At 46.3% G+C, this 21,777-nt stretch carries 18 protein-coding genes and 21 tRNA genes; 34 read left to right on the top strand and 5 right to left on the bottom strand.

Annotation, left to right across the window (positions count from 1 at the left end):
- Window positions 1-41 precede the first annotated feature (41 nt).
- The 3 genes from prmC to hemA are packed head-to-tail and all read right to left on the bottom strand — an operon-like array spanning window position 42 to window position 3,277.
- Window positions 42-899, bottom strand: a complete 858-nt coding sequence (gene prmC / locus NL646_RS16550; protein ID WP_025795290.1) for a peptide chain release factor N(5)-glutamine methyltransferase — start codon at window positions 897-899, stop codon at window positions 42-44.
- Window positions 900-902: 3 nt separating this feature from the next.
- Window positions 903-1,991: a peptide chain release factor 1 gene (prfA, locus tag NL646_RS16555; RefSeq protein WP_005456867.1), complete on the bottom strand. Its 1,089-nt coding sequence runs from the start codon at window positions 1,989-1,991 to the stop codon at window positions 903-905.
- Window positions 1,992-2,020: 29 nt separating this feature from the next.
- The gene (hemA, locus tag NL646_RS16560) at window positions 2,021-3,277 is read right to left on the bottom strand and encodes a glutamyl-tRNA reductase (protein WP_203533849.1); all 1,257 of its coding nucleotides are present in this window, start codon (window positions 3,275-3,277) and stop codon (window positions 2,021-2,023) included.
- Between the two features lie 134 nt (window positions 3,278-3,411).
- Between hemA and lolB the strand changes: the two genes are divergently transcribed.
- The 27 genes from lolB (at window position 3,412) to NL646_RS16695 (ending at window position 10,572) form a co-directional block, all read left to right on the top strand.
- Window positions 3,412-4,050: a lipoprotein insertase outer membrane protein LolB gene (gene lolB / locus NL646_RS16565; protein ID WP_015296355.1), complete on the top strand. Its 639-nt coding sequence runs from the start codon at window positions 3,412-3,414 to the stop codon at window positions 4,048-4,050.
- Complete coding sequence (ispE, locus tag NL646_RS16570; protein WP_253664463.1) at window positions 4,047-4,919, top strand: 4-(cytidine 5'-diphospho)-2-C-methyl-D-erythritol kinase; 873 nt, start codon at window positions 4,047-4,049, stop codon at window positions 4,917-4,919. Before lolB ends, ispE begins: the two co-directional genes overlap by 4 nt.
- Window positions 4,920-4,947: 28 nt before the next feature.
- A complete protein-coding gene (locus tag NL646_RS16575) occupies window positions 4,948-5,892 on the top strand; it encodes a ribose-phosphate pyrophosphokinase (RefSeq protein WP_005496171.1) in 945 nt (314 codons plus the stop codon).
- A gap of 151 nt (window positions 5,893-6,043) precedes the next feature.
- Window positions 6,044-6,634 carry an aminoacyl-tRNA hydrolase gene (gene pth, locus NL646_RS16580; RefSeq protein ID WP_005496173.1) on the top strand — a complete coding sequence of 197 codons (591 nt, stop codon included), beginning with the start codon at window positions 6,044-6,046 and terminating at the stop codon, window positions 6,632-6,634.
- Between the two features lie 10 nt (window positions 6,635-6,644).
- A complete protein-coding gene (gene ychF / locus NL646_RS16585) occupies window positions 6,645-7,736 on the top strand; it encodes a redox-regulated ATPase YchF (RefSeq protein ID WP_005496175.1) in 1,092 nt (363 codons plus the stop codon).
- 4 nt (window positions 7,737-7,740) lie between these two features.
- Complete coding sequence (locus tag NL646_RS16590) at window positions 7,741-8,001, top strand: hypothetical protein (RefSeq protein WP_011105709.1); 261 nt, start codon at window positions 7,741-7,743, stop codon at window positions 7,999-8,001.
- A gap of 19 nt (window positions 8,002-8,020) precedes the next feature.
- A tRNA-Met gene (locus NL646_RS16595) sits at window positions 8,021-8,097 on the top strand.
- A gap of 40 nt (window positions 8,098-8,137) precedes the next feature.
- Window positions 8,138-8,222 (top strand) — tRNA-Leu (locus NL646_RS16600).
- Window positions 8,223-8,253: 31 nt separating this feature from the next.
- A tRNA-Gln gene (locus NL646_RS16605) sits at window positions 8,254-8,328 on the top strand.
- 77 nt (window positions 8,329-8,405) lie between these two features.
- Window positions 8,406-8,482, top strand: a tRNA-Met gene (locus tag NL646_RS16610).
- 77 nt (window positions 8,483-8,559) lie between these two features.
- A tRNA-Leu gene (locus tag NL646_RS16615) sits at window positions 8,560-8,644 on the top strand.
- A gap of 30 nt (window positions 8,645-8,674) precedes the next feature.
- Window positions 8,675-8,759: transfer RNA gene (locus NL646_RS16620), tRNA-Leu, on the top strand.
- Between the two features lie 48 nt (window positions 8,760-8,807).
- Window positions 8,808-8,882, top strand: a tRNA-Gln gene (locus NL646_RS16625).
- Between the two features lie 35 nt (window positions 8,883-8,917).
- Window positions 8,918-9,002: transfer RNA gene (locus tag NL646_RS16630), tRNA-Leu, on the top strand.
- 29 nt (window positions 9,003-9,031) lie between these two features.
- Window positions 9,032-9,106, top strand: a tRNA-Gln gene (locus NL646_RS16635).
- Window positions 9,107-9,158: 52 nt separating this feature from the next.
- Window positions 9,159-9,243: transfer RNA gene (locus NL646_RS16640), tRNA-Leu, on the top strand.
- 29 nt (window positions 9,244-9,272) lie between these two features.
- Window positions 9,273-9,347, top strand: a tRNA-Gln gene (locus NL646_RS16645).
- A 52-nt stretch (window positions 9,348-9,399) separates the two neighbouring features.
- Window positions 9,400-9,484: transfer RNA gene (locus NL646_RS16650), tRNA-Leu, on the top strand.
- 24 nt (window positions 9,485-9,508) lie between these two features.
- Window positions 9,509-9,585, top strand: a tRNA-Met gene (locus NL646_RS16655).
- A 53-nt stretch (window positions 9,586-9,638) separates the two neighbouring features.
- Window positions 9,639-9,723, top strand: a tRNA-Leu gene (locus tag NL646_RS16660).
- A 29-nt stretch (window positions 9,724-9,752) separates the two neighbouring features.
- Window positions 9,753-9,827: transfer RNA gene (locus tag NL646_RS16665), tRNA-Gln, on the top strand.
- A gap of 52 nt (window positions 9,828-9,879) precedes the next feature.
- Window positions 9,880-9,964: transfer RNA gene (locus NL646_RS16670), tRNA-Leu, on the top strand.
- Window positions 9,965-9,988: 24 nt separating this feature from the next.
- A tRNA-Met gene (locus NL646_RS16675) sits at window positions 9,989-10,065 on the top strand.
- A gap of 47 nt (window positions 10,066-10,112) precedes the next feature.
- Window positions 10,113-10,197: transfer RNA gene (locus NL646_RS16680), tRNA-Leu, on the top strand.
- 29 nt (window positions 10,198-10,226) lie between these two features.
- Window positions 10,227-10,311 (top strand) — tRNA-Leu (locus NL646_RS16685).
- Between the two features lie 47 nt (window positions 10,312-10,358).
- Window positions 10,359-10,433: transfer RNA gene (locus NL646_RS16690), tRNA-Gln, on the top strand.
- A gap of 54 nt (window positions 10,434-10,487) precedes the next feature.
- A tRNA-Leu gene (locus NL646_RS16695) sits at window positions 10,488-10,572 on the top strand.
- Between the two features lie 139 nt (window positions 10,573-10,711).
- Here the strand turns inward: NL646_RS16695 and NL646_RS16700 are convergent.
- Window positions 10,712-11,887 carry a 2-octaprenyl-3-methyl-6-methoxy-1,4-benzoquinol hydroxylase gene (locus tag NL646_RS16700; RefSeq protein ID WP_140267831.1) on the bottom strand — a complete coding sequence of 392 codons (1,176 nt, stop codon included), beginning with the start codon at window positions 11,885-11,887 and terminating at the stop codon, window positions 10,712-10,714.
- A gap of 258 nt (window positions 11,888-12,145) precedes the next feature.
- Between NL646_RS16700 and miaB the strand changes: the two genes are divergently transcribed.
- The 5 genes from miaB to lnt all read left to right on the top strand — a co-directional run bounded on the left by miaB (window position 12,146) and on the right by lnt (window position 17,771).
- Window positions 12,146-13,570, top strand: coding sequence for a tRNA (N6-isopentenyl adenosine(37)-C2)-methylthiotransferase MiaB (gene miaB / locus NL646_RS16705; RefSeq protein ID WP_005496209.1), 1,425 nt, complete (start codon window positions 12,146-12,148; stop codon window positions 13,568-13,570).
- A 73-nt stretch (window positions 13,571-13,643) separates the two neighbouring features.
- Complete coding sequence (locus NL646_RS16710; protein WP_005483495.1) at window positions 13,644-14,741, top strand: PhoH family protein; 1,098 nt, start codon at window positions 13,644-13,646, stop codon at window positions 14,739-14,741.
- Window positions 14,742-14,743: 2 nt separating this feature from the next.
- Complete coding sequence (ybeY, locus tag NL646_RS16715; protein WP_017448782.1) at window positions 14,744-15,208, top strand: rRNA maturation RNase YbeY; 465 nt, start codon at window positions 14,744-14,746, stop codon at window positions 15,206-15,208.
- Window positions 15,209-15,314: 106 nt separating this feature from the next.
- Window positions 15,315-16,214: a CNNM family magnesium/cobalt transport protein CorC gene (gene corC / locus NL646_RS16720; protein ID WP_005483493.1), complete on the top strand. Its 900-nt coding sequence runs from the start codon at window positions 15,315-15,317 to the stop codon at window positions 16,212-16,214.
- Between the two features lie 39 nt (window positions 16,215-16,253).
- Window positions 16,254-17,771 (top strand): apolipoprotein N-acyltransferase, encoded by a 1,518-nt coding sequence (lnt, locus tag NL646_RS16725; RefSeq protein WP_253664464.1) that lies wholly within the window; start codon window positions 16,254-16,256, stop codon window positions 17,769-17,771.
- Window positions 17,772-17,867: 96 nt separating this feature from the next.
- Here lnt and NL646_RS16730 read toward each other — a convergent pair whose 3' ends face one another.
- Window positions 17,868-18,338 carry a zinc ribbon-containing protein gene (locus NL646_RS16730; RefSeq protein ID WP_005454505.1) on the bottom strand — a complete coding sequence of 157 codons (471 nt, stop codon included), beginning with the start codon at window positions 18,336-18,338 and terminating at the stop codon, window positions 17,868-17,870.
- 155 nt (window positions 18,339-18,493) lie between these two features.
- Between NL646_RS16730 and leuS the strand changes: the two genes are divergently transcribed.
- Both leuS and lptE read left to right on the top strand, forming a co-directional pair.
- A complete protein-coding gene (leuS, locus tag NL646_RS16735) occupies window positions 18,494-21,067 on the top strand; it encodes a leucine--tRNA ligase (RefSeq protein ID WP_005454506.1) in 2,574 nt (857 codons plus the stop codon).
- Window positions 21,068-21,233: 166 nt separating this feature from the next.
- Window positions 21,234-21,776 (top strand): LPS assembly lipoprotein LptE, encoded by a 543-nt coding sequence (gene lptE / locus NL646_RS16740; protein WP_005454508.1) that lies wholly within the window; start codon window positions 21,234-21,236, stop codon window positions 21,774-21,776.
- Window position 21,777: the final 1 nt, after the last annotated feature.

Here is a 21,777-nt window from a genome sequence, read left to right on the forward strand (position 1 = left end):
TTTTCTTCTCTTTTAATAAATTACTGCTGACTTGCTCGTTCTTATGAAGGCTGGTAGCAACCGAGGGTCACTCGATCATTCCCACCATAATCTTTTTCGGTGACAACTTGCTGATAACCAAAGCCACTCATGATCTCACGAACCGCCTCGCCTTGGTCGTAACCGTGTTCGAAGGCAAGCCAACCGCCCTCTTCAAGATACTGACGAGCCAAATCGGAGATATGGCGAATATCCGCTAAGCCATTTTCATCAGCGACCAGCGCGGATTTTGGCTCAAAACGAACGTCACCTTGGGATAAATGCGGATCTTTCTCGTCAATATACGGCGGATTGGAAACAATTAAAGCAAACTTTGTTCCCTCTGCAATAGGCTCGAACCAGCTACCTTGGTCAAACGTCACATTTTTGATGTTTAGCTGCGCGGCATTGTACTCAGCAAGCTCTTTGGCCTCTTGTTTGAGGTCAACTCCCATTACCTGACGATTCGGTAGCTCAGACGCTAATGCCAACGCAATTGCTCCTGTCCCCGTGCCTAGATCTAGAATCGATCCGGTCTGCCCATAGGTTTTATCCAAAGCAACTTCCACCAAACGCTCGGTGTCTGGTCTTGGGATCAAGGTAGTAGGAGAAACTTTGAGAGGTAGAGACCAAAACTCGCGCTCACCAATAATGTAAGCAACGGGTTCGCCTGTTAAGCGCCTTGCGAGTAAAGCATCAAACTGCGCTTGTTGCTCTGGTTCTAATGCTTTTTCTGGCCACGTTAGCAAATAGGTTCGCGGTTTGCCAAGAACATGGCAAAGAAGGACAGCTGCATCGAGAGAAGGCGACTCTTTGCCGCCTTCTGTCAGTTTTGCCGTCGCACTTTTCAGTGCTTGCTCAATGGATTGAACTTGGCTCATCGATTAAGCGTTCTCAGCTAGCGCCGCTAGTTGGTCTGCTTGGTGTTCTTGAACCACTGGGTCAATCAAGCTTTGTAGGTCGCCTTCCATCACTTCGTTCAAACGGTAGATGGTTAGGTTGATTCGGTGGTCAGAAACACGGCCTTGCGGGTAGTTGTAAGTACGGATACGGTCACTGCGGTCACCAGAACCTAGTAGGTTACGACGCGTGTCAGACACTTCTGCCGCACGACGCTCTTGTTCCGCTTGAACGATACGAGCAGCCAGTACTGCCATCGCTTTCGCTTTGTTCTTATGCTGTGAACGCTCGTCTTGACACTCTACCACTGTACCCGTTGGTAAGTGAGTAATACGGATTGCAGAATCCGTGGTGTTAACGTGCTGACCACCCGCGCCAGATGCACGGAACGTATCGATTTTTAGGTCTGCCGCTTTGATTTCTGGCAGATCCGCCTCTGGGATTTCCGCCATGACCGCTACTGTACACGCAGAAGTATGCACACGACCTTGAGATTCTGTCGCTGGTACACGTTGTACACGGTGACCGCCAGATTCAAACTTCAGCACGCCGTAGGCACCGTCGCCGCTCACTTTCGCGATCATCTCTTTGTAACCACCGTGCTCCGCTTCGTTTGAAGACATCACTTCAATGCGCCAGCCACGCTTTTCTGCGTATTTGCTGTACATACGGAATAGGTCGCCAGCGAAGATACCTGCTTCATCACCGCCAGCACCAGCGCGGATTTCAAGGAAACAGTTACGATCATCATTTGGATCTTTTGGAAGAAGAAGAATTTGCAACTCATCAGCAAGACGTTCAATCGCTTCTTTCGCGTCTTTTATCTCTTCTTGAGCCATTTCACGCATTTCTTCGTCGTCTTCTTTTGCCATCTCTTCAGCGGCAGCAAGATCGTCTTGAGCTTGTTGGTAAGCTTGGAAGCACTTAGTTACTTCTTCTAGCTGAGAGTACTCTTTTGATAGAGCACGGAATTTGTCCTGATCTCCAATTACATCAGGATCACCAAGAAGATGTTGAACTTCTTCGTAACGTTCTACTAGCGTTTCTAGCTTAGTCAGAATAGAGGCTTTCATAGTGTCGTTTTCTTAATAAAAAGCGTGAGTTACAGATCATCTAAGCCAAGCGTTTGGCGGATAATCGTTAATTTTGCTGGTTCGCCTTGTTCCGCCGCACTTTGTAGTGCGCGTGTTGGGGCGTGAATCAGTTTGTTGGTGAGTTTATTACTAAGTTCGCGCAGTACTTTCTCCGGATCTGCGCCAGCTGCCAATGATTGCAGGCTTTTACTCAGTAACTCTTCACGTATTTCGTTCGCCGACTTACGATAATCGCGAATACTATCAACCGCTTGCAGTGAGCGTAGCCACGTCATAAACGACGCACTTTCTTCACTAACAATGGCTTCGGCCTGAATCGCTTCAACTTTACGTTGCTCAATATTGCTATCGATGATCGACTGTAAGTCGTCCACCGAATACAGATAAGCATCGTTCAATTCGCCAACTTGCGCTTCCACATCACGTGGTACAGCAATATCGACTAACAGAATAGGTTGATGACGACGTTGTTTCAGCGCCGTTTCGACCATGCCTTTACCAATAATAGGTAACGGACTCGCTGTTGAGCTAATCACGATGTCCGCTCTTGCGAGGTGGTCTGGGATTTCGTTCAGGCTGATTACTTCTGCACCAAACTGCTCAGCTAACCCTTGAGCACGCTCTTTGGTGCGGTTTGCGACTATCATTTTTGTGCAGCCGTTCGACGCTAAGTGCTTCGCGACCAGTTCGATGGTTTCACCTGCCCCGACGAGTAAGACTGTCGAGTCAGATAACGATTCGAAAATGTGTTTTGCTAATGTACATGCGGCGTAAGCCACCGACACAGCATTGCCACCGATATCAGTTTCCGTACGCACTCGTTTTGCAACAGAAAACGTTTTTTGGAACAGCTTATCAATCGACGAGTCTACAGCTTGATGATCACGTGAATCAGAAAATGCCTGTTTCACTTGACCTAAGATCTGCGGCTCACCAAGTACCAGTGAATCAAGGCCACACGAGACGCGCATCAAGTGTTTAATTGCCGCTTGTTCTTCGTGTACATACAAACTTGACATCAAGTCTTCACGGCTCACTTGGTGAAATTGAGCGAGCCAATCGATCAGCTTGTTTCGCGCTCCTTGCTTAACGTCGCAGTACAACTCAGTACGGTTACAGGTTGAAACAATCACACTGCCGTTAACCGCTTCGTGCTCTCTGAGTTGCTCAAGTGCAGGGCCAAGCTTATCAGGCCCGAACGCCACTTTCTCTCGCAAGTCAACAGACGCTGTATTGTGATTAATTCCAATAGCAAGCAAGGACATCTAACGTGGTATCTCTGAGATCGGTTATAAAATAGGTTCAGAATTTTACTGTAAGCACGCATTTATTGAAAGGGTAAGCCGGATTTGTTTTCCTAAGTCCGTCTTTTCAATGCTATAGTTGTGAGCGATTCCCGATGAAACTGATTAATAAGCCATCAAACATGACCTTACGTTCCTTTCTCATCTTTCTCTTGTCGAGCCTTATTCTCGCTGGGTGTAGTTCCGTTCCTGAAAGCGTCACCAGCGTCGAATGGCAAGCTCATGAACAACGTCTTGAAACCATCCATGATTTTCAAGCGACCGGGAAATTAGGCTACATCGGCCCCGACCAAAGACAAAGTCTGAACTTTTTTTGGAAGCACTCCACCGCTTTAAGCCAACTTCGATTAACCACTGTCTTGGGACAAACCGCATTAAAACTGACGATTACCCCACAAGGGGCAACGGTTGAAACGTATGATGACCAAGTCCTTTCAGCACGCAACGCTAATCAACTGATTTATCGCCTCACAGGCTTGATGATGCCAGTTGACCACATGCCCGACTGGTTACTCGGTTTACCTACAGATGCAGATACATTCCAGCTTTCTCCAGCCAACACACTGCAAACCTTAGACAAACAGATAGGTCTCAACGACTGGAAAATCGCTTACGAACGTTATGGCGACGTAGAATGGCACGAACAGACGCTTCCATTACCGAATAAACTAAAGCTGACGACATCAGACGTAAAAATCAATCTAGTGATCACAAAATGGAACATCACCCAATGATCGAAACTTCAACCCGCTGGCCGTCTCCGGCGAAATTGAATCTCTTTCTATACATCAATGGCCGCGCAGAAAACGGCTATCACGAGTTACAAACCTTATTCCAATTCGTCGATCACGGAGATGAGCTCACCATTCAAGCAAACCATTCTGGTGATATTACGATTTCTCCAGAGATAGAAGGTGTGCCTCTTCAAGACAATTTAATTTGGAAAGCTGCAACTGCGCTGCAAAATTACGCTCACTGCTCTTTTGGTGCGCATATCAAACTGCACAAAATTTTACCAATGGGTGGTGGAATTGGCGGCGGTTCTTCAAATGCCGCTACGACACTTGTGGCACTCAACTACTTGTGGCAGCTCAATTTAACTGATGATGAACTGGCCGAGATTGGCCTAAAACAGGGCGCTGATGTGCCTGTTTTTGTGCGCGGTTTTTCCGCTTTTGCTGAAGGTGTGGGTGAGAAGCTTTCTCCAGCCACCCCTGAAGAAAAGTGGTATCTCGTCGTGAGACCAAATGTTTCTATTGCGACAGCGGATATATTCCGTCATCCAGATCTGACACGAAACACACCAAAACGAGATCTAGAAACACTTTTGAACGCGCCGAGCGTAAACGATTGCGAAAAAATTGTACGAATGCTCTACCCAGAGGTTGATAAGCAACTTTCATGGCTGCTACAATACGCGCCGTCAAGATTGACGGGGACAGGATCTTGCGTTTTTGCTGAATTTTCGAGCAAATCGGAAGCAGAAACTATCCTTGCACAACTCTCTGATAAAGTCTCGGCATTTGTCGCTCAAGGGCGCAATATTTCGCCACTAAAAGAGACTTTGGCTGAATACCAATCAGCCTCACACCGACCTATTTAAAACTGGACGCAAACCCGAGGTTTCCACCGTGCCTGATATGAAGCTATTTGCTGGTAACGCAACACCTGAACTAGCCCAACGTATTGCTGATCGTCTTTACATCTCTCTTGGTGATGCATCTGTTTCTCGCTTTTCTGATGGCGAAGTTGCAGTTCAAATCAATGAGAATGTTCGTGGTAGCGATGTTTTCATCATTCAATCCACTTGTGCACCGACTAACGACAACCTAATGGAATTGGTTGTTATGATTGATGCAATGCGCCGTGCTTCAGCAGGCCGTATCACTGCAGTTATCCCTTACTTTGGTTACGCCCGTCAAGATCGTCGTGTACGTTCTGCTCGTGTGCCAATTACTGCAAAAGTTGTTGCTGATTTCCTATCTAACGTTGGTGTTGACCGCGTTCTTACTATCGACCTACACGCAGAGCAAATCCAAGGCTTCTTCGATGTTCCTGTAGATAACATCTTCGGTACTCCTGTACTACTTGAAGACATGCAATCTCGCGGTCTAGATAACCCAGTAGTGGTTTCTCCTGACCTAGGTGGTGTGGTTCGAGCTCGTGCAACGGCGAAAGCGCTAGGCGACATCGATATTGCTATCGTTGATAAGCGTCGTCCACGTGCAAACGTTTCTGAAGTGATGAACCTAATCGGTGATGTTGAAGGTCGCGACTGTGTGATCGTTGATGACATGATCGATACAGGTGGCACTCTATGTAAAGCAGCTGAAGCGCTAAAAGAGCGCGGTGCTAAGCGTGTATTCGCTTACGCAACTCACGCTGTATTCTCTGGTAACGCTGCAGACAACATTAAGAACTCTGTTCTTGACCAAGTTATCGTAACTGACTCTATCTCTCTTTCTAAAGAGATGGCGGCGACAGGCAAAGTAACCACATTAAGCCTATCTCGTATGCTAGCTGAAGCAATCCGCCGCATCAGCAACGAAGAGTCAATCTCTGCGATGTTCAACTAATCCGAACATTTCAGTTAGACTGATTTCAAAAGCACCCCTCTATGGGGTGTTTTTTTATTTGTATCGATAGGCAGAAAATCCCTTGGTCGCCCACTGTGAGAATTCTGTGTTATTATACTGCGCTTTTTGAGATTCCAGAGAGATCCTAACCTTGACTCAACCAATCAAACTTCTTGTTGGTCTTGCTAATCCGGGACCAGAATATGCCAAAACTCGCCATAATGCGGGCGCTTGGGTTGTAGAAGAATTAGCACGCGTTCATAACGTTACCCTGAAGAACGAACCAAAGTTCTTTGGCCTAACCGGACGCATCATGGTCAACGGCCAGGATCTCCGTTTGCTTATCCCTACCACTTTCATGAACCTCTCTGGAAAAGCGATCGCTGCTTTGGCGAAGTTTTACCAAATTAAGCCAGAAGAGATCATGGTTGCTCACGACGAGCTAGACTTACCGCCAGGTGTCGCTAAGTTTAAGAAAGGTGGTGGCCACGGGGGCCACAACGGACTGCGTGACACAATAAGCAAACTGGGCAATAACAAAGATTTTTATCGTCTTCGTATCGGCATTGGCCATCCGGGACACAAAGATAAAGTGGCAGGTTTTGTATTAGGTAAAGCTCCAGCGAAAGAGCAAGAGCTACTAGATGCCGCAGCAGATGAAGCTGTTCGTTGTCTAGACATCCTGATTAAGGATGGCCTATCCAAAGCACAAAACCGCCTCCACACGTTCAAAGCTGAATAAGGTTACTATCATGGGTTTTAAATGTGGCATCGTTGGTCTACCTAACGTTGGTAAATCAACTCTGTTTAACGCACTAACTAAAGCGGGTATTGAAGCAGCAAACTTCCCGTTCTGTACCATCGAACCAAACACTGGTGTGGTTCCTGTGCCAGATCTACGTCTAGACGCACTAGCAAAGATCGTTAACCCACAGAAAGTTCTACCTACTACAATGGAATTCGTAGACATCGCTGGTTTGGTTGCGGGCGCATCTCGTGGTGAAGGCCTAGGTAACAAATTCCTAGCGAACATCCGTGAAACAGACGCTATCGGTCACGTTGTACGCTGTTTCGAAAACGAAAACATCGTTCACGTTGCAGGTAAAGTATCTCCAATCGAAGATATTGAAGTAATCAACCTTGAACTAGCTATGGCTGACCTTGATTCTTGTGAGCGCGCGATTCAGCGTAACGCGAAGAAAGCAAAAGGCGGCGACAAAGACGCGAAGTTCGAGCTGACAGTTCTAGAAAAGCTGCTTCCTGTACTAACAGAAGGTGGTTCAGCGCGTACCGTTGAGCTTTCTAAAGAAGAACTAGCAGCTGTAGGTTACCTAAACTTCCTAACGCTAAAACCAACCATGTACATTGCAAACGTAAATGAAGATGGTTTTGAAGACAACCCGTACCTAGACGCAGTACGTGAGTTCGCAGCAAAAGAAAACAACGTGGTTGTTCCTGTATGTGCAGCGATCGAATCAGAAATGGCTGAACTAGAAGACGACGAACGCGAAGAGTTTCTAGCGGATCTAGGCATCGAAGAACCTGGTCTAAACCGCGTAATTCGTGCTGGTTACGAACTGCTAAGTCTACAGACGTACTTCACAGCTGGCGTTAAAGAAGTTCGTGCATGGACAATTCCTGTTGGCGCAACAGCACCAAAGGCAGCAGCGAAGATCCACACTGACTTTGAAAAAGGCTTCATCCGTGCAGAAGTCGTTGGTTACGAAGACTTCATCCAATACAACGGTGAAAACGGAGCAAAAGACGCAGGTAAATGGCGTCTAGAAGGTAAAGACTACATCGTAAAAGATGGCGACGTTGTACACTTCCGCTTCAACGTATAATTAAGTGAATGAAATTCAAACACTTCATTTACATAAAAAGCCAGCAGTAATGCTGGCTTTTTTTATGTCTGCAATAAACGCCACAAAGTTAAGTTCCTTGCTTCAAGCTAATTTATTTCCAGTTTTAGATCATAAACACGCCTCTTTGTTTAAAAAGAAAGCGAACGATGTTTTTTGGGGGATTTATTTAAAAAAACTGTTGACGGATCTCACTCAACTTCGCATAATGCGCGCCGTTCCCAACGACAAGGCAACAAAGCGTTGAGAGCAAAAAATATGGTTTTGGCTACGTAGCTCAGCTGGTTAGAGCACATCACTCATAATGATGGGGTCACAGGTTCGAATCCCGTCGTAGCCACCATTCCTAAACGTTCTTTAATTAAGAGCACTTAGGAATAGATGCGGAAGTGGCGGAATTGGTAGACGCACCAGATTTAGGTTCTGGCGCCGCAAGGTGTGAGAGTTCAAGTCTCTCCTTCCGCACCATATTTTAAGTAGTTGAAAAACTACTGCCTGCAGGTCTATCGCCAAGCGGTAAGGCAGCGGCTTTTGATGCCGCCATTCCCTGGTTCGAATCCAGGTAGACCTGCCATTATTCAAAGTGAGATTCCTTGATAAAAGGGTTGTCACTGAGAGCGCGAAGGTTTATATTGTCTCGCTCCAAAAGATGGCTACGTAGCTCAGCTGGTTAGAGCACATCACTCATAATGATGGGGTCACAGGTTCGAATCCCGTCGTAGCCACCATTCTTTCTTAATGAAAGAAACAAGAAATATAACTGTTAGTTTTTACCAATTAACTGATGGTTTATAGAGTTCAAGACGCGGAAGTGGCGGAATTGGTAGACGCACCAGATTTAGGTTCTGGCGCCGCAAGGTGTGAGAGTTCAAGTCTCTCCTTCCGCACCATCTTGATTCAACTCTATATAAAGAACATATGCGGAAATGGCGGAATTGGTAGACGCACCAGATTTAGGTTCTGGCGCCGCAAGGTGTGAGAGTTCAAGTCTCTCTTTCCGCACCATTCTTTCTCTAGAAATAGAGATGATATAGTCTCATGACTATTGTCTGCAGGTCTATCGCCAAGCGGTAAGGCAGCGGCTTTTGATGCCGCCATTCCCTGGTTCGAATCCAGGTAGACCTGCCATTATTTAACGTTATTGAGTTTTACTCAGTAACTATGCGGAAGTGGCGGAATTGGTAGACGCACCAGATTTAGGTTCTGGCGCCGTAAGGTGTGAGAGTTCAAGTCTCTCCTTCCGCACCATATTTCAAGTAGTGAAAACTACTGCCTGTAGGGCTATCGCCAAGCGGTAAGGCAGCGGCTTTTGATGCCGCCATTCCCTGGTTCGAATCCAGGTAGCCCTGCCATATACAATGTTATTGAGGATCACCAATTTCCTTGATAACTACAAATTAAGTTGCGGAAGTGGCGGAATTGGTAGACGCACCAGATTTAGGTTCTGGCGCCGCAAGGTGTGAGAGTTCAAGTCTCTCCTTCCGCACCATATTTTAAGTAGTGAAAACTACTGACTGTAGGGCTATCGCCAAGCGGTAAGGCAGCGGCTTTTGATGCCGCCATTCCCTGGTTCGAATCCAGGTAGCCCTGCCATATACAATGTTATTAAGGATCACCAATTTCCTTGATAACTACAAATCAAGATGCGGAAGTGGCGGAATTGGTAGACGCACCAGATTTAGGTTCTGGCGCCGCAAGGTGTGAGAGTTCAAGTCTCTCCTTCCGCACCATTCTTGATTTAAACAATTTGAGATGGCTACGTAGCTCAGCTGGTTAGAGCACATCACTCATAATGATGGGGTCACAGGTTCGAATCCCGTCGTAGCCACCATTTATAACGTTATTTAGGTTTTACCAATTACCTTTATAACTACAGAATAAGTTGCGGAAGTGGCGGAATTGGTAGACGCACCAGATTTAGGTTCTGGCGCCGCAAGGTGTGAGAGTTCAAGTCTCTCCTTCCGCACCATATTTTAAGTAGTGAAAACTACTGACTGTAGGGCTATCGCCAAGCGGTAAGGCAGCGGCTTTTGATGCCGCCATTCCCTGGTTCGAATCCAGGTAGCCCTGCCATATACAATGTTATTAAGGATCACCAATTTCCTTGATAACTATAAATCAAGATGCGGAAGTGGCGGAATTGGTAGACGCACCAGATTTAGGTTCTGGCGCCGCAAGGTGTGAGAGTTCAAGTCTCTCCTTCCGCACCATTCTTGATTTGAACAATTTGAGATGGCTACGTAGCTCAGCTGGTTAGAGCACATCACTCATAATGATGGGGTCACAGGTTCGAATCCCGTCGTAGCCACCATTGATTAGATTGTTAGCTTAAGCTATCGGTCATGTAGAATTTAAGATGCGGAAGTGGCGGAATTGGTAGACGCACCAGATTTAGGTTCTGGCGCCGTAAGGTGTGAGAGTTCAAGTCTCTCCTTCCGCACCATCTTAATAATCATCTACAATATCAAATATGCGGAAATGGCGGAATTGGTAGACGCACCAGATTTAGGTTCTGGCGCCGCAAGGTGTGAGAGTTCAAGTCTCTCTTTCCGCACCATACTTTCCTTGTTTAGGAAAGCGCTTAGTTGAAAGGCTAAGACCTGTAGGGCTATCGCCAAGCGGTAAGGCAGCGGCTTTTGATGCCGCCATTCCCTGGTTCGAATCCAGGTAGCCCTGCCATTACAAAACGTTGTTGAGGTTTTACCAATTACCTTGATGACTACAAGATAAGTTGCGGAAGTGGCGGAATTGGTAGACGCACCAGATTTAGGTTCTGGCGCCGCAAGGTGTGAGAGTTCAAGTCTCTCCTTCCGCACCATCATTGAAAACCCAGCATTAATTTGCTGGGTTTTTTCTTTTTTCCGATTCTGGACTCGGTAGATCTTTGATTTACCGAATTAAAAAAGCGAGCTCATGGCTCGCTTTTTTTCTATCTGGTTTGCTACCTAATAATTAGGCTACATACCTAACGCGTACTTCAATACTTGTGCTTTGATCGGCCCTGAATTTTCAGCCAGCTTTAATGCTGCATTGCGTGCAAACTTCAAAGGCCCCAAATCATTGCTAAAGCCTTTATAGAAAAAATCCATACCGGTCTGCATTAGAAGATTATCCGGGCGACGAGTACGCTCATATTTTGCTAATAGAGCATCCGTTAACTCATCTTGCCCTTGTGTCACTGATAGCAATACCTCAACGTCTTTAAAGCCTAAATTCACGCCCTGCCCCGCTAATGGATTGATTGTATGCGCTGAATCACCAACTAGCACACAACCTCTATGCGAATAGGACTGCGCGTGTCGACGCGTCAAAGGGAAAGAACCAAACTGCAGAACTTCGATATCTCCAAGCTCTTTAGGAAAGTGACGCACGATCTCTTCTCTTAATTGAGGTTTGGTCATCGCGCAAAGCTGTTTGATTCGTTTTGGGGAATCATACCAAACTAAAGATCCTTGCCCGACTTCTTGTCCATCTTCTGTCAATGAACACAAAGGTAGGAAAGAGCGAGGCCCACTAGGGGTGAACTGTTGCCAAGTAATGTCTTGTTGTGGCAACTCAGTCTTAACATTGATGAGCATACAATGTTGACGGTAATCCCAAGCAGTCACGCCAATACCCGCTAGCTGACGTACTTTAGAATTGGCACCATCAGCGCCAATGATCCAGTTCGCATCAAACTGTTCGCCGCTTTCTAGCGTGATACGGTTTCCATCATTGAAGTCGATGTCTTTTAATCGCTCAGGACACTTCACCGTTAAGTTGTCGAATTGCGCGAAAGCTTGCCAAAGGCCAAGTTGGATTAGGCGGTTTTCAACGATGTAGCCAAGTTGATCCAATGAAAGCTCATCAGAATGAAAACGAGTACGACACTCAGGATGCTCCCAAGTTTCCAGACGACGATAGGGACAGACACGCATTGCTTCGATCGCCGACCAAGCATCTAATGATTCAAGCAATTTCACCGATTGATGTGAAATAGCAGAAACTCGCACGTCCAGAGTTTGAGCAGCATCAAATGCTTTAGGCTCCGCTCCTTCAACTACCACTACGCTTCTACCTTGCTTGGCAAATCCAACTGCGACAGCTGCCCCGACCATGCCGCCACCGATTACGGCGATGTCATACTTGTTCATTTTTTGCTCTTCATCATGCTAATTATTTGGCGTTTTTCAATTGTACGTTCCGAGGCTATTTTTACAAAATTGTTTAACAAAAAACCTTGCTGTATATAGGGCAAAAAACTAGATTTCATCAGGGTCTGCAGAGAATTCGTCAGATCACTAGTCAGGTGCTTTTTAAAGCAGTACAATACGCCGCTTACCGCCGTGATGGCGGCTATAATTTGAGCAACAGCTCTCCAATTTAAGTACAACTGAACGAGCGAAAGTGAGATGAGTAAGAAACTGCTAATTAAAACCTGGGGCTGCCAGATGAACGAATACGATTCATCAAAAATGGCCGACCTGCTTAATGCTGCAAACGGCTATGAGCTGACGGAAGAGCCAGAGGAAGCAGACGTACTTCTACTTAACACCTGTTCGATCCGTGAAAAAGCGCAAGAAAAAGTTTTCCACCAGCTAGGCCGTTGGAAAACACTAAAAGATAAAAAACCTGGCGTAGTTATCGGTGTAGGTGGTTGTGTAGCAACACAAGAAGGTGACCACATCCGTGAGCGTGCACCATACGTTGACGTAATCTTTGGCCCTCAAACTCTGCACCGCCTACCTGAGATGATCAAACAATCTCAAACTGACGATGCACCGGTAATGGACATTTCGTTCCCAGAGATTGAAAAGTTCGACCGCCTACCTGAGCCACGTGCAGAAGGTGCGACGGCGTTTGTTTCTATCATGGAAGGCTGTTCAAAATACTGTACTTACTGCGTTGTACCATACACTCGTGGTGAAGAAGTTAGTCGTCCAATGGATGACGTGTTATTCGAGATTGCACAGCTAGCGGAACAAGGTGTACGTGAAGTTAACCTACTAGGTCAAAACGTAAACGCATACCGTGGCCCTATGCACGACGGCGAGATCTGCTCTTTTGCTGAACTGCTTCGTCTCGTTGCATCTATTGATGGTATCGACCGTATTCGTTTCACGACTAGCCACCCGCTAGAGTTTACAGACGACATCATTGCTGTTTATGAAGATACACCAGAGCTAGTAAGCTTCCTGCACTTGCCAGTACAAAGTGGTAGTGACCGTATTCTAACGATGATGAAGCGTCCTCACACAGCTATCGAGTACAAGTCAATCATCCGTAAACTACGTAAAGCGCGTCCTGATATCCAAATCAGTTCTGACTTTATTGTTGGTTTCCCTGGTGAAACAGACAAAGACTTCCAAGACACAATGAAGCTAATCAAAGACGTAGACTTTGACATGAGCTTCAGCTTTATCTTCTCACCTCGTCCAGGTACACCAGCGGCAGATTACCCTTGTGATATACCAGAACAAGTGAAGAAAGAGCGTCTATACGAGCTGCAACAAACCATCAATGCACAAGCAATGCGTTACTCACGCCTAATGCTTGGTACTGAGCAGCGTGTACTGGTTGAAGGCCCTTCTAAGAAAAACCTAATGGAACTGCGCGCTCGTACAGAAAACAACCGTGTAGTAAACTTTGAAGGTAGCGCAGACCTAATTGGTCAGTTCGTTGACGTGAAGATTACGGACGTATTTGCAAACTCGCTACGTGGTGAGCTAGTACGTACAGAAAAAGACATGGACCTTCGTAGTGTGATTTCTCCAACACAAATGATGGCGAAAACACGTCGCGAAGATGAGCTAGGTGTAGCTACTTTTACGCCATAAGCTCGTATAAATCGCCATGGAGAGCCTGGTCGTCATCAGGCTCTCATTGAGTGGCATAAAATGAGAGGCAACATTGAGCAATAAAATCGTAACTCTAGAAATTAACCTAGAACCTTCAGATAACCGCCGACTTGCTAGCCTGTGCGGTCCATTCGACGACAACATCAAGCATTTAGAACGCCGTCTAGGCGTTGAAATCAACCATCGTAGTGACCATTTTACCATTGTTGGTAAGCCTCACACCTCAGCGGCTGCGCTGGACATTCTAAAAACGCTTTATGTAGATACTGCGCCTGTGCGTGGCGAGATCCCAGATATCGAACCAGAACAAATTCATCTGGCGATCAAAGAATCAGGCGTATTAGAACAAAATACCGAGTCAAGTATTGCGCACGGTAAAGAAGTGTTCGTAAAAACCAAAAAAGGCGTCATTAAACCGCGCACACCAAACCAAGCTCAATACTTGGTCAATATGGTTACGCACGACATCTCTTTTGGTATTGGTCCTGCAGGTACAGGTAAGACTTACCTTGCCGTTGCAGCAGCAGTTGATGCACTAGAACGCCAAGAAATTCGTCGCATTCTTTTGACACGTCCGGCGGTAGAAGCGGGTGAAAAACTGGGTTTCTTACCTGGTGACTTAAGCCAAAAGGTTGACCCATACCTTCGTCCACTGTACGACGCATTATTCGAGATGCTAGGCTTCGAGCGAGTTGAAAAGCTGATTGAACGCAACGTTATAGAGGTCGCTCCTCTGGCATACATGCGCGGTCGTACGCTGAACGATGCTTTCATCATTTTAGATGAAAGTCAGAACACCACCGTTGAACAGATGAAAATGTTCCTGACTCGTATTGGTTTCAATTCGCGTGCGGTTATTACTGGTGACGTCACTCAGATCGACTTACCTCGTGGTGCGAAGTCAGGTCTTCGTCATGCGATTGAAGTGCTCAGTGAAGTCGACGACATCAGCTTTAACTTCTTCCAAGCAGATGACGTTGTTCGCCACCCTGTGGTTGCTCGCATCGTCAACGCCTACGAGAAGTGGGAAGCGCAAGATCAAAAAGAACGTAAAGAGTTCGAGAAACGTCGCCGTGAAGAGCGTGATGCTAAACTGTTAGAAGCAGCGAAAGCAGAACTTAGCGCTCAAGTCGCTGCAACTAAGGAATAAAAATGGCAATTGAACTTGATCTGCAACTGGCAGTCGAAAATGAAGAAGGCTTACCTTCGCAGCAAGACTTCCAACTTTGGTTAGACAAGACCATCCCTCTTTTCCAACCTCAAGCAGAAGTGACAATTCGAATTGTCGATGAGAAAGAAAGCCACGATCTTAACCATGAGTATCGTGGTAAAGATAAGCCGACGAATGTGCTTTCTTTCCCATTTGAAGCGCCTCCTGGCATGGAGATTGACCTTTTGGGCGATCTTATTATTTGCCGCCAAGTTGTTGAAAAAGAGGCAATTGAACAGAATAAGCCTCTGTTAGCACATTGGGCGCATATGGTTGTACATGGCAGCTTGCATCTGCTAGGTTATGATCATATCGAGGATGACGAAGCTGAAGAGATGGAGTCACTCGAAACAGAAATCATGCAAGGTATGGGTTATGAAGACCCTTATATTGCTGAAAAAGAGTAACCCTTTGGGTACTCGACAGGGAAAGGCGAACCAATAAAACAGTTCTCGCGTTCGCCTCTCTACGTGAGCTATCACACGTCTGATAGCGTTACTTAATTGAGAAACAATGAACGAAGATAATTCTCCCTCTTCTAACGAAGGTAAGAAAGAAAAGGCAGAAGGTCCGAGTAGAAAGTCCTTCTTTGAACGCCTAGGTCAACTATTTCAAGGCGAACCAAAAGACCGCCAAGAGCTTGTGGATGTAATCCGCGACTCAGAAGTAAATGACCTGATTGACCACGACACTCGCGATATGCTCGAAGGTGTTATGGAAATCTCCGAAATGCGTGTGCGTGACATCATGATCCCGCGTTCGCAAATGGTCACCGTTGAGCGCACTGACGATTTAGATACTCTAATCGCACTTATTACCGATGCTCAGCACTCTCGCTACCCAGTAATCAGCGAAGATAAAGACCATGTGGAAGGTATTCTTCTTGCGAAGGACTTACTTAAATACTTAGGCTCAGGCAGTAACCCATTTGATATTGAAGAAGTAATTCGACCTGCAGTTGTGGTACCGGAAAGCAAACGTGTTGACCGCCTGCTAAAAGAGTTCCGTGAAGAACGCTATCATATGGCGATTGTTGTCGATGAATTCGGTGGTGTTTCTGGTCTTGTGACCATTGAAGATATCCTGGAAGAAATCGTCGGGGATATCGAAGATGAATTCGATGAAAGCGAAGAAACAGACATTCGTAAGCTAAGCAAGCATACGTTTGCTGTCAGAGCGCTGACAACCATCGAAGAGTTTAATGAGACATTCGGTACCAACTTCAGCGATGAAGAAGTAGATACGGTAGGTGGCATGGTCATGACTGCCTTTGGTCACTTACCTTCTCGCGGCGAATTGGTCGAAATTGAAGGCTACAACTTCAAAGTCACCGCTGCCGATAACCGTCGTGTCATTCAACTCCAAGTGACCATTCCAGACGAAGAAACGCTGGTTGAAGCCACTCAAGAGTAACGCGATACCCTACTACCGGGAATATCAGAAAAAACAATAATGATGAATTTACTCTTTCATCGCCTCAAGCGGCCCTTAGCGGCCGCTTTTGTTGGCGCCTCCACTACCCTAGCATTTGCTCCTTACCAGTTATGGCCAATTGCCATTCTTAGCCCTGCAATATTGCTAATTCTTCTTGCAAACCAAACGCCTAAGCGCGCGCTTTGGGTAGGTTATGCTTGGGGATTAGGCCAATTTGCAACAGGTGTTAGCTGGGTTTATGTCAGCATTTCTGGCTTCGGCGGGATGCCGCTGATTGCGAACCTCTTCTTGATGGGTATGCTCATTGCCTACCTTGCAGTTTATTCCGGATTGTTCGCTTGGCTAAACAATAAGTTTTTCCCTCAATTTAGCCTCAGTAAAGCGCTTCTTGCTGCTCCGGCATTATGGCTAATTACCGATTGGTTACGCGGTTGGGTGATGACTGGCTTCCCTTGGTTGTGGTTGGGCTATAGTCAAATTGATGCGCCACTAGCAAGCTTTGCACCGATCGGTGGTGTAGAACTGCTCACGCTGTTTGTTCTTATTAGTGCAGGTGCATTAGCATATGCGTGGATTCACAAACAGTGGTTGATGATTATCATCCCTGTTGTTTTGATGAGCGCAGGTTTTGGGATTCGCCAATATGATTGGGTGACACCTCGCCCAGAAGACACCACTAAAGTGGCGTTGATTCAAGGTAACGTCAACCAGAACCTCAAATGGCTGCCAAGCCAACGCTGGCCAACCATCATGAAGTACGCCGACCTGACGCGTGAAAACTGGGACGCCGACATCATTGTCTGGCCAGAAGCAGCAATCCCAGCATTTGAAGTTGAAGTACCTTCCTTCTTGAGCAACATCGACAGTGCCGCGAAGATGAACAACAGCGCCATCATCACAGGCATTGTTAATCAATCGGAGGACAAGCAGTTCTATAACAGCATTCTGTCGCTAGGCGTCACACCATACGGTGATTACAGCTTTGATATGAGCGAACGCTACCACAAGCATCACCTATTACCGTTTGGTGAGTTTGTTCCGTTTGAAGATATCTTGCGCCCACTGGCTCCATTCTTCAATTTACCAATGTCGTCGTTTAGTCGTGGGGCGTTCGTGCAACCTAATATCGTTGCGAACGGCATGCACATGGCACCAGCGCTCTGTTACGAGATCATTTTTAATGAACAAGTGCGTCAAAACGTTACTGACGAAACCGACTTCATTCTAACGCTTTCGAACGATGCATGGTTTGGACATTCGATTGGACCACTTCAGCATATGGAAATCGCTCGTATGCGTGCTCTGGAACTGGGCAAACCGCTGATCCGTTCAACAAACAACGGCTTAACAGCAGTAACCGATTATAAAGGCAAGATTGTAGAGCAAGTTCCTCAATTTGAAACAGCTGTACTACGTGCAGAGCTCACCCCAACAGATGGAACAACACCATACCGAACGTTTGGCACTTGGCCATTGTATTTTTGGGTTGCGCTGAGTTTAATGCTGGCTTGGTGGTTACCGAGAAAGAAAGACTAAAAACGTCATTTTTTGACATAAGACGAATAACGAAAAAGAGGCCACACGGCCTCTTTTTTTTCTTATCAAGCAAATACAAAAAGATTGTATAGGTGGCTATGGTTTCAAGGACTGACGACTAAAGCCTTTGTGGCCACATTTGATACATGGAATGATGATAGTTGGATGGTTGTAGGTAGTTTTATGTCCGCACTCATCACAGACAAGTGTGCCTAAGCCGATAACCTCGCCAGCTTCATACAAGCCTTGATGCTCCAAGTCATCAAAAAGCTCTACCCACTCCACTTTGGTACGGTCCGTAATCTCTAGTAAGCCTTGCCAAATGGAATCCGCTACCGTTAAGTAAAAAGGACCGCTTTTGCTGTCTTCATAGCTCTCAGAAAACTCTTTTAAGTCGGCTTTCACATACGCGGCAATTAAGGCCAACTCATCTTTGGTCAAGTCATTGGCGGCTTCCACCACTTTGCCCGACGTTTCTAAAGCTTTGTTAACTTCTTCCGGACTTTGCTTCAAGGTTTCAATCACATCCTCGAGCATTTCCTCATAACCTGTTTTACGTTTAGGCATAACTGACCTCCATTCTTTCTCCTACCTAGGCGCATTCAGTGCGCATGGGTACAGATTGGCTATTGTTGTGATCCCTAGCTTTAGGTATTCTATGACGATCTATTTAAGTCTGTTCTAACCGAACTCACAAATTCCAAGATAACCGGATATCATCGATGCAAGAACAATACAATCCACAAGACATTGAACAGAAAGTTCAAAAGCACTGGGATGACAACAAGACCTTTGTTGTAAGTGAAGACCCAAATAAAGAAAAATTCTACTGTCTATCTATGTTCCCATACCCAAGTGGTCGACTGCACATGGGTCACGTGCGCAACTACACCATCGGTGACGTAGTATCTCGCTTCCAACGCCTACAAGGCAAAAATGTAATGCAACCAATTGGTTGGGATGCGTTCGGTCTACCAGCAGAAAACGCAGCGGTGAAAAACAACACAGCACCTGCGCCATGGACTTACGAAAACATCGAATACATGAAAAACCAGCTTAAATTGCTAGGTTTTGGCTACGACTGGAATCGTGAATTCGCAACTTGTACGCCTGAGTACTACCGTTGGGAACAAGAGTTCTTCACTAAGCTTTACGAAAAAGGCCTAGTTTACAAGAAGACGTCTTCTGTTAACTGGTGTCCAAATGACCAAACCGTTCTTGCAAACGAACAGGTTGAAGACGGCTGCTGCTGGCGTTGTGATACTCCAGTAGAGCAAAAAGAGATCCCTCAGTGGTTCATCAAGATCACAGAATACGCGCAAGAGCTACTTGACGATCTAGACAAACTTGAAGGTTGGCCAGAAATGGTTAAGACCATGCAACGCAACTGGATTGGTCGCTCTGAAGGTGTGGAACTGAAGTTTGAAGTGAAAGGTCAACAAGACCTAGAAGTTTACACAACGCGTCCAGACACACTGATGGGTGTGACTTACGTAGGTATCGCAGCGGGTCACCCTCTAGCAACGCTAGCTGCAGAGAACAACCCAGAGCTTGCTGCATTCATCGAAGAATGTAAGAACACCAAAGTTGCTGAAGCTGAACTGGCGACAATGGAGAAGAAAGGTATGGCGACTGGCCTTACTGCTATTCATCCATTGAACGGTCGTGAAGTACCAGTTTACGTCGCAAACTTCGTATTGATGGACTACGGTACAGGCGCTGTAATGGCAGTACCTGCACACGACCAACGCGACTTCGAATTCGCAACTAAGTACGGTCTAGACATCATCCCAGTGATCAAACCAGCAGATGGTAGCGAGCTAGACATCTCTGAAGCAGCGTACACAGAAAAAGGTGTATTGTTCGATTCAGGTGAGTTCGACGGCCTAGAATTCCAAGCGGCATTCGATGCAATTGCAGCGAAGCTAGAAGCGGAAGGTAAAGGCACTAAGACCGTTAACTTCCGTCTACGTGACTGGGGTGTATCTCGTCAACGTTACTGGGGTGCACCAATCCCAATGGTAACCACTGAAGACGGTGAAGTTCACCCAGTACCTGCTGACCAACTACCAGTGATTCTTCCAGAAGACGTGGTAATGGACGGCGTAACCAGCCCAATCAAAGCAGACAAAGAATGGGCGAAGACCACATTCAACGGCGAACCGGCTCTACGTGAGACAGATACGTTCGATACGTTCATGGAATCTTCTTGGTACTACGCACGTTACTGTTCACCACAAGCTGACGATATCCTAGATCCAGAAAAAGCAAACTACTGGCTACCAGTAGACCAGTACATCGGCGGTATCGAGCACGCTTGTATGCACCTATTGTACTCACGCTTCTTCCACAAATTGCTACGTGATGCAGGCTACGTAACGTCTGACGAGCCGTTCAAACAACTACTATGTCAAGGCATGGTACTGGCTGACGCGTTCTACTTCGAGAACGAGAAAGGCGGTAAAGAGTGGGTTGCACCAACAGATGTTGCTGTAGAGCGTGACGGTAAAGGCCGCATCATTTCTGCTAAAGACAACGAAGGCCGTGATGTAACACACTCAGGCATGATCAAAATGTCTAAGTCTAAAAACAACGGTATCGACCCTCAAGAGATGGTAGACAAGTACGGTGCTGATACAGTGCGTCTATTCATGATGTTCGCATCTCCAGCAGACATGACGCTTGAGTGGCAAGAGTCTGGCGTAGAAGGTGCAAACCGCTTCCTAAAACGTGTTTGGAAACTAGTGAAAGAACACGCAGAGAAAGGCGCAGCAGAAGCAGTGGATACAGCAGCACTTTCTGGTGAGCAAAAAGCACTTCGTCGTGACGTTCACAAAACTATCGCGAAAGTGACTGACGATATCGCTCGTCGTCAAACGTTCAACACAGCAATCGCAGCAATCATGGAACTGATGAACAAGCTAGCGAAAGCACCTCAAGAATCTGCACAAGATCGTGCAATTCTTGATGAAGCGCTAAAAGCGGTTGTAACGATGCTTTACCCAATCACTCCGCACATTTCATACGAGCTGTGGACTGCGCTTGGTGAGTCAGACATCGACAACGCAGCATGGCCAACGTTTGATGAGAAAGCGCTAGTTGAAGACGAAAAAACTATCGTTGTTCAAGTTAACGGTAAGCTACGAGCGAAGTTAACAGTAGCGGCAGACGCAACGAAAGAACAAGTTGAAGAGCTTGGTCTAAACGACGAAAACGTTACTAAGTTCACAGATGGCCTAACAATCCGTAAAGTAATTTACGTACCAGGTAAACTGCTGAACATCGTTGCAAACTAAGCGGTCACTGTAAGCAAATTACAGCTTGCAATAACGCAGAGCGAACTAATTCGCGCGCTAAGAGTCTTTAAACAGGGTAGTTCACTACCCTGTTTATTTACCTCAAACCATTCACAGCGAGTGGTTTAAGGTAAATAACCCCTTCAATTTAGGATGAATACAATCAATGCGCTTTTTCTCTTTGATTAAACTACCAGTGGTATTGGTACTAGCGGGGCTTCTTTCTGCCTGTGGTTTTCACCTTCGTGGCGAGTATTCCGTTCCGGAAGAACTGCACACCATGTCATTCTCTAGCTACGATGAATACAGCAAGCTCACACGCTATGTACGCTCTCAGCTGCAACTCAACAAAGTTGACCTAGTTCAGCCGTCATCTTCAGTACCAAATCTGCATTTAATCAAAGCAACCATGGATGAGCGAACGCTCTCGCTTTACCAAAACAGTCGTGCGGCAGAAAAAGAATTGACTTACGTGGTGCAATATCGCGTCACAATTCCAGGGTTTGGCTCAAAAAATTTCACCACAACCGTGAACCGCAACTACCTAGACAACCCGTTAACGGCATTGGCAAAATCGGTTGAACGTGACGTAATCGAAGACGAGATGCGTCAACAAGCAGCGAAACAGATGATGCGTCAACTTGGCCGAATCCGTGCCGAGTACGAAGCGGGGCAAATTGCAGCGCCAACTGAGAAAACAAACTCTTAAT

Source organism: Vibrio sp. Y20_XG_PY13, assembly GCF_024181925.1.
Classification (GTDB): domain Bacteria; phylum Pseudomonadota; class Gammaproteobacteria; order Enterobacterales; family Vibrionaceae; genus Vibrio; species Vibrio parahaemolyticus.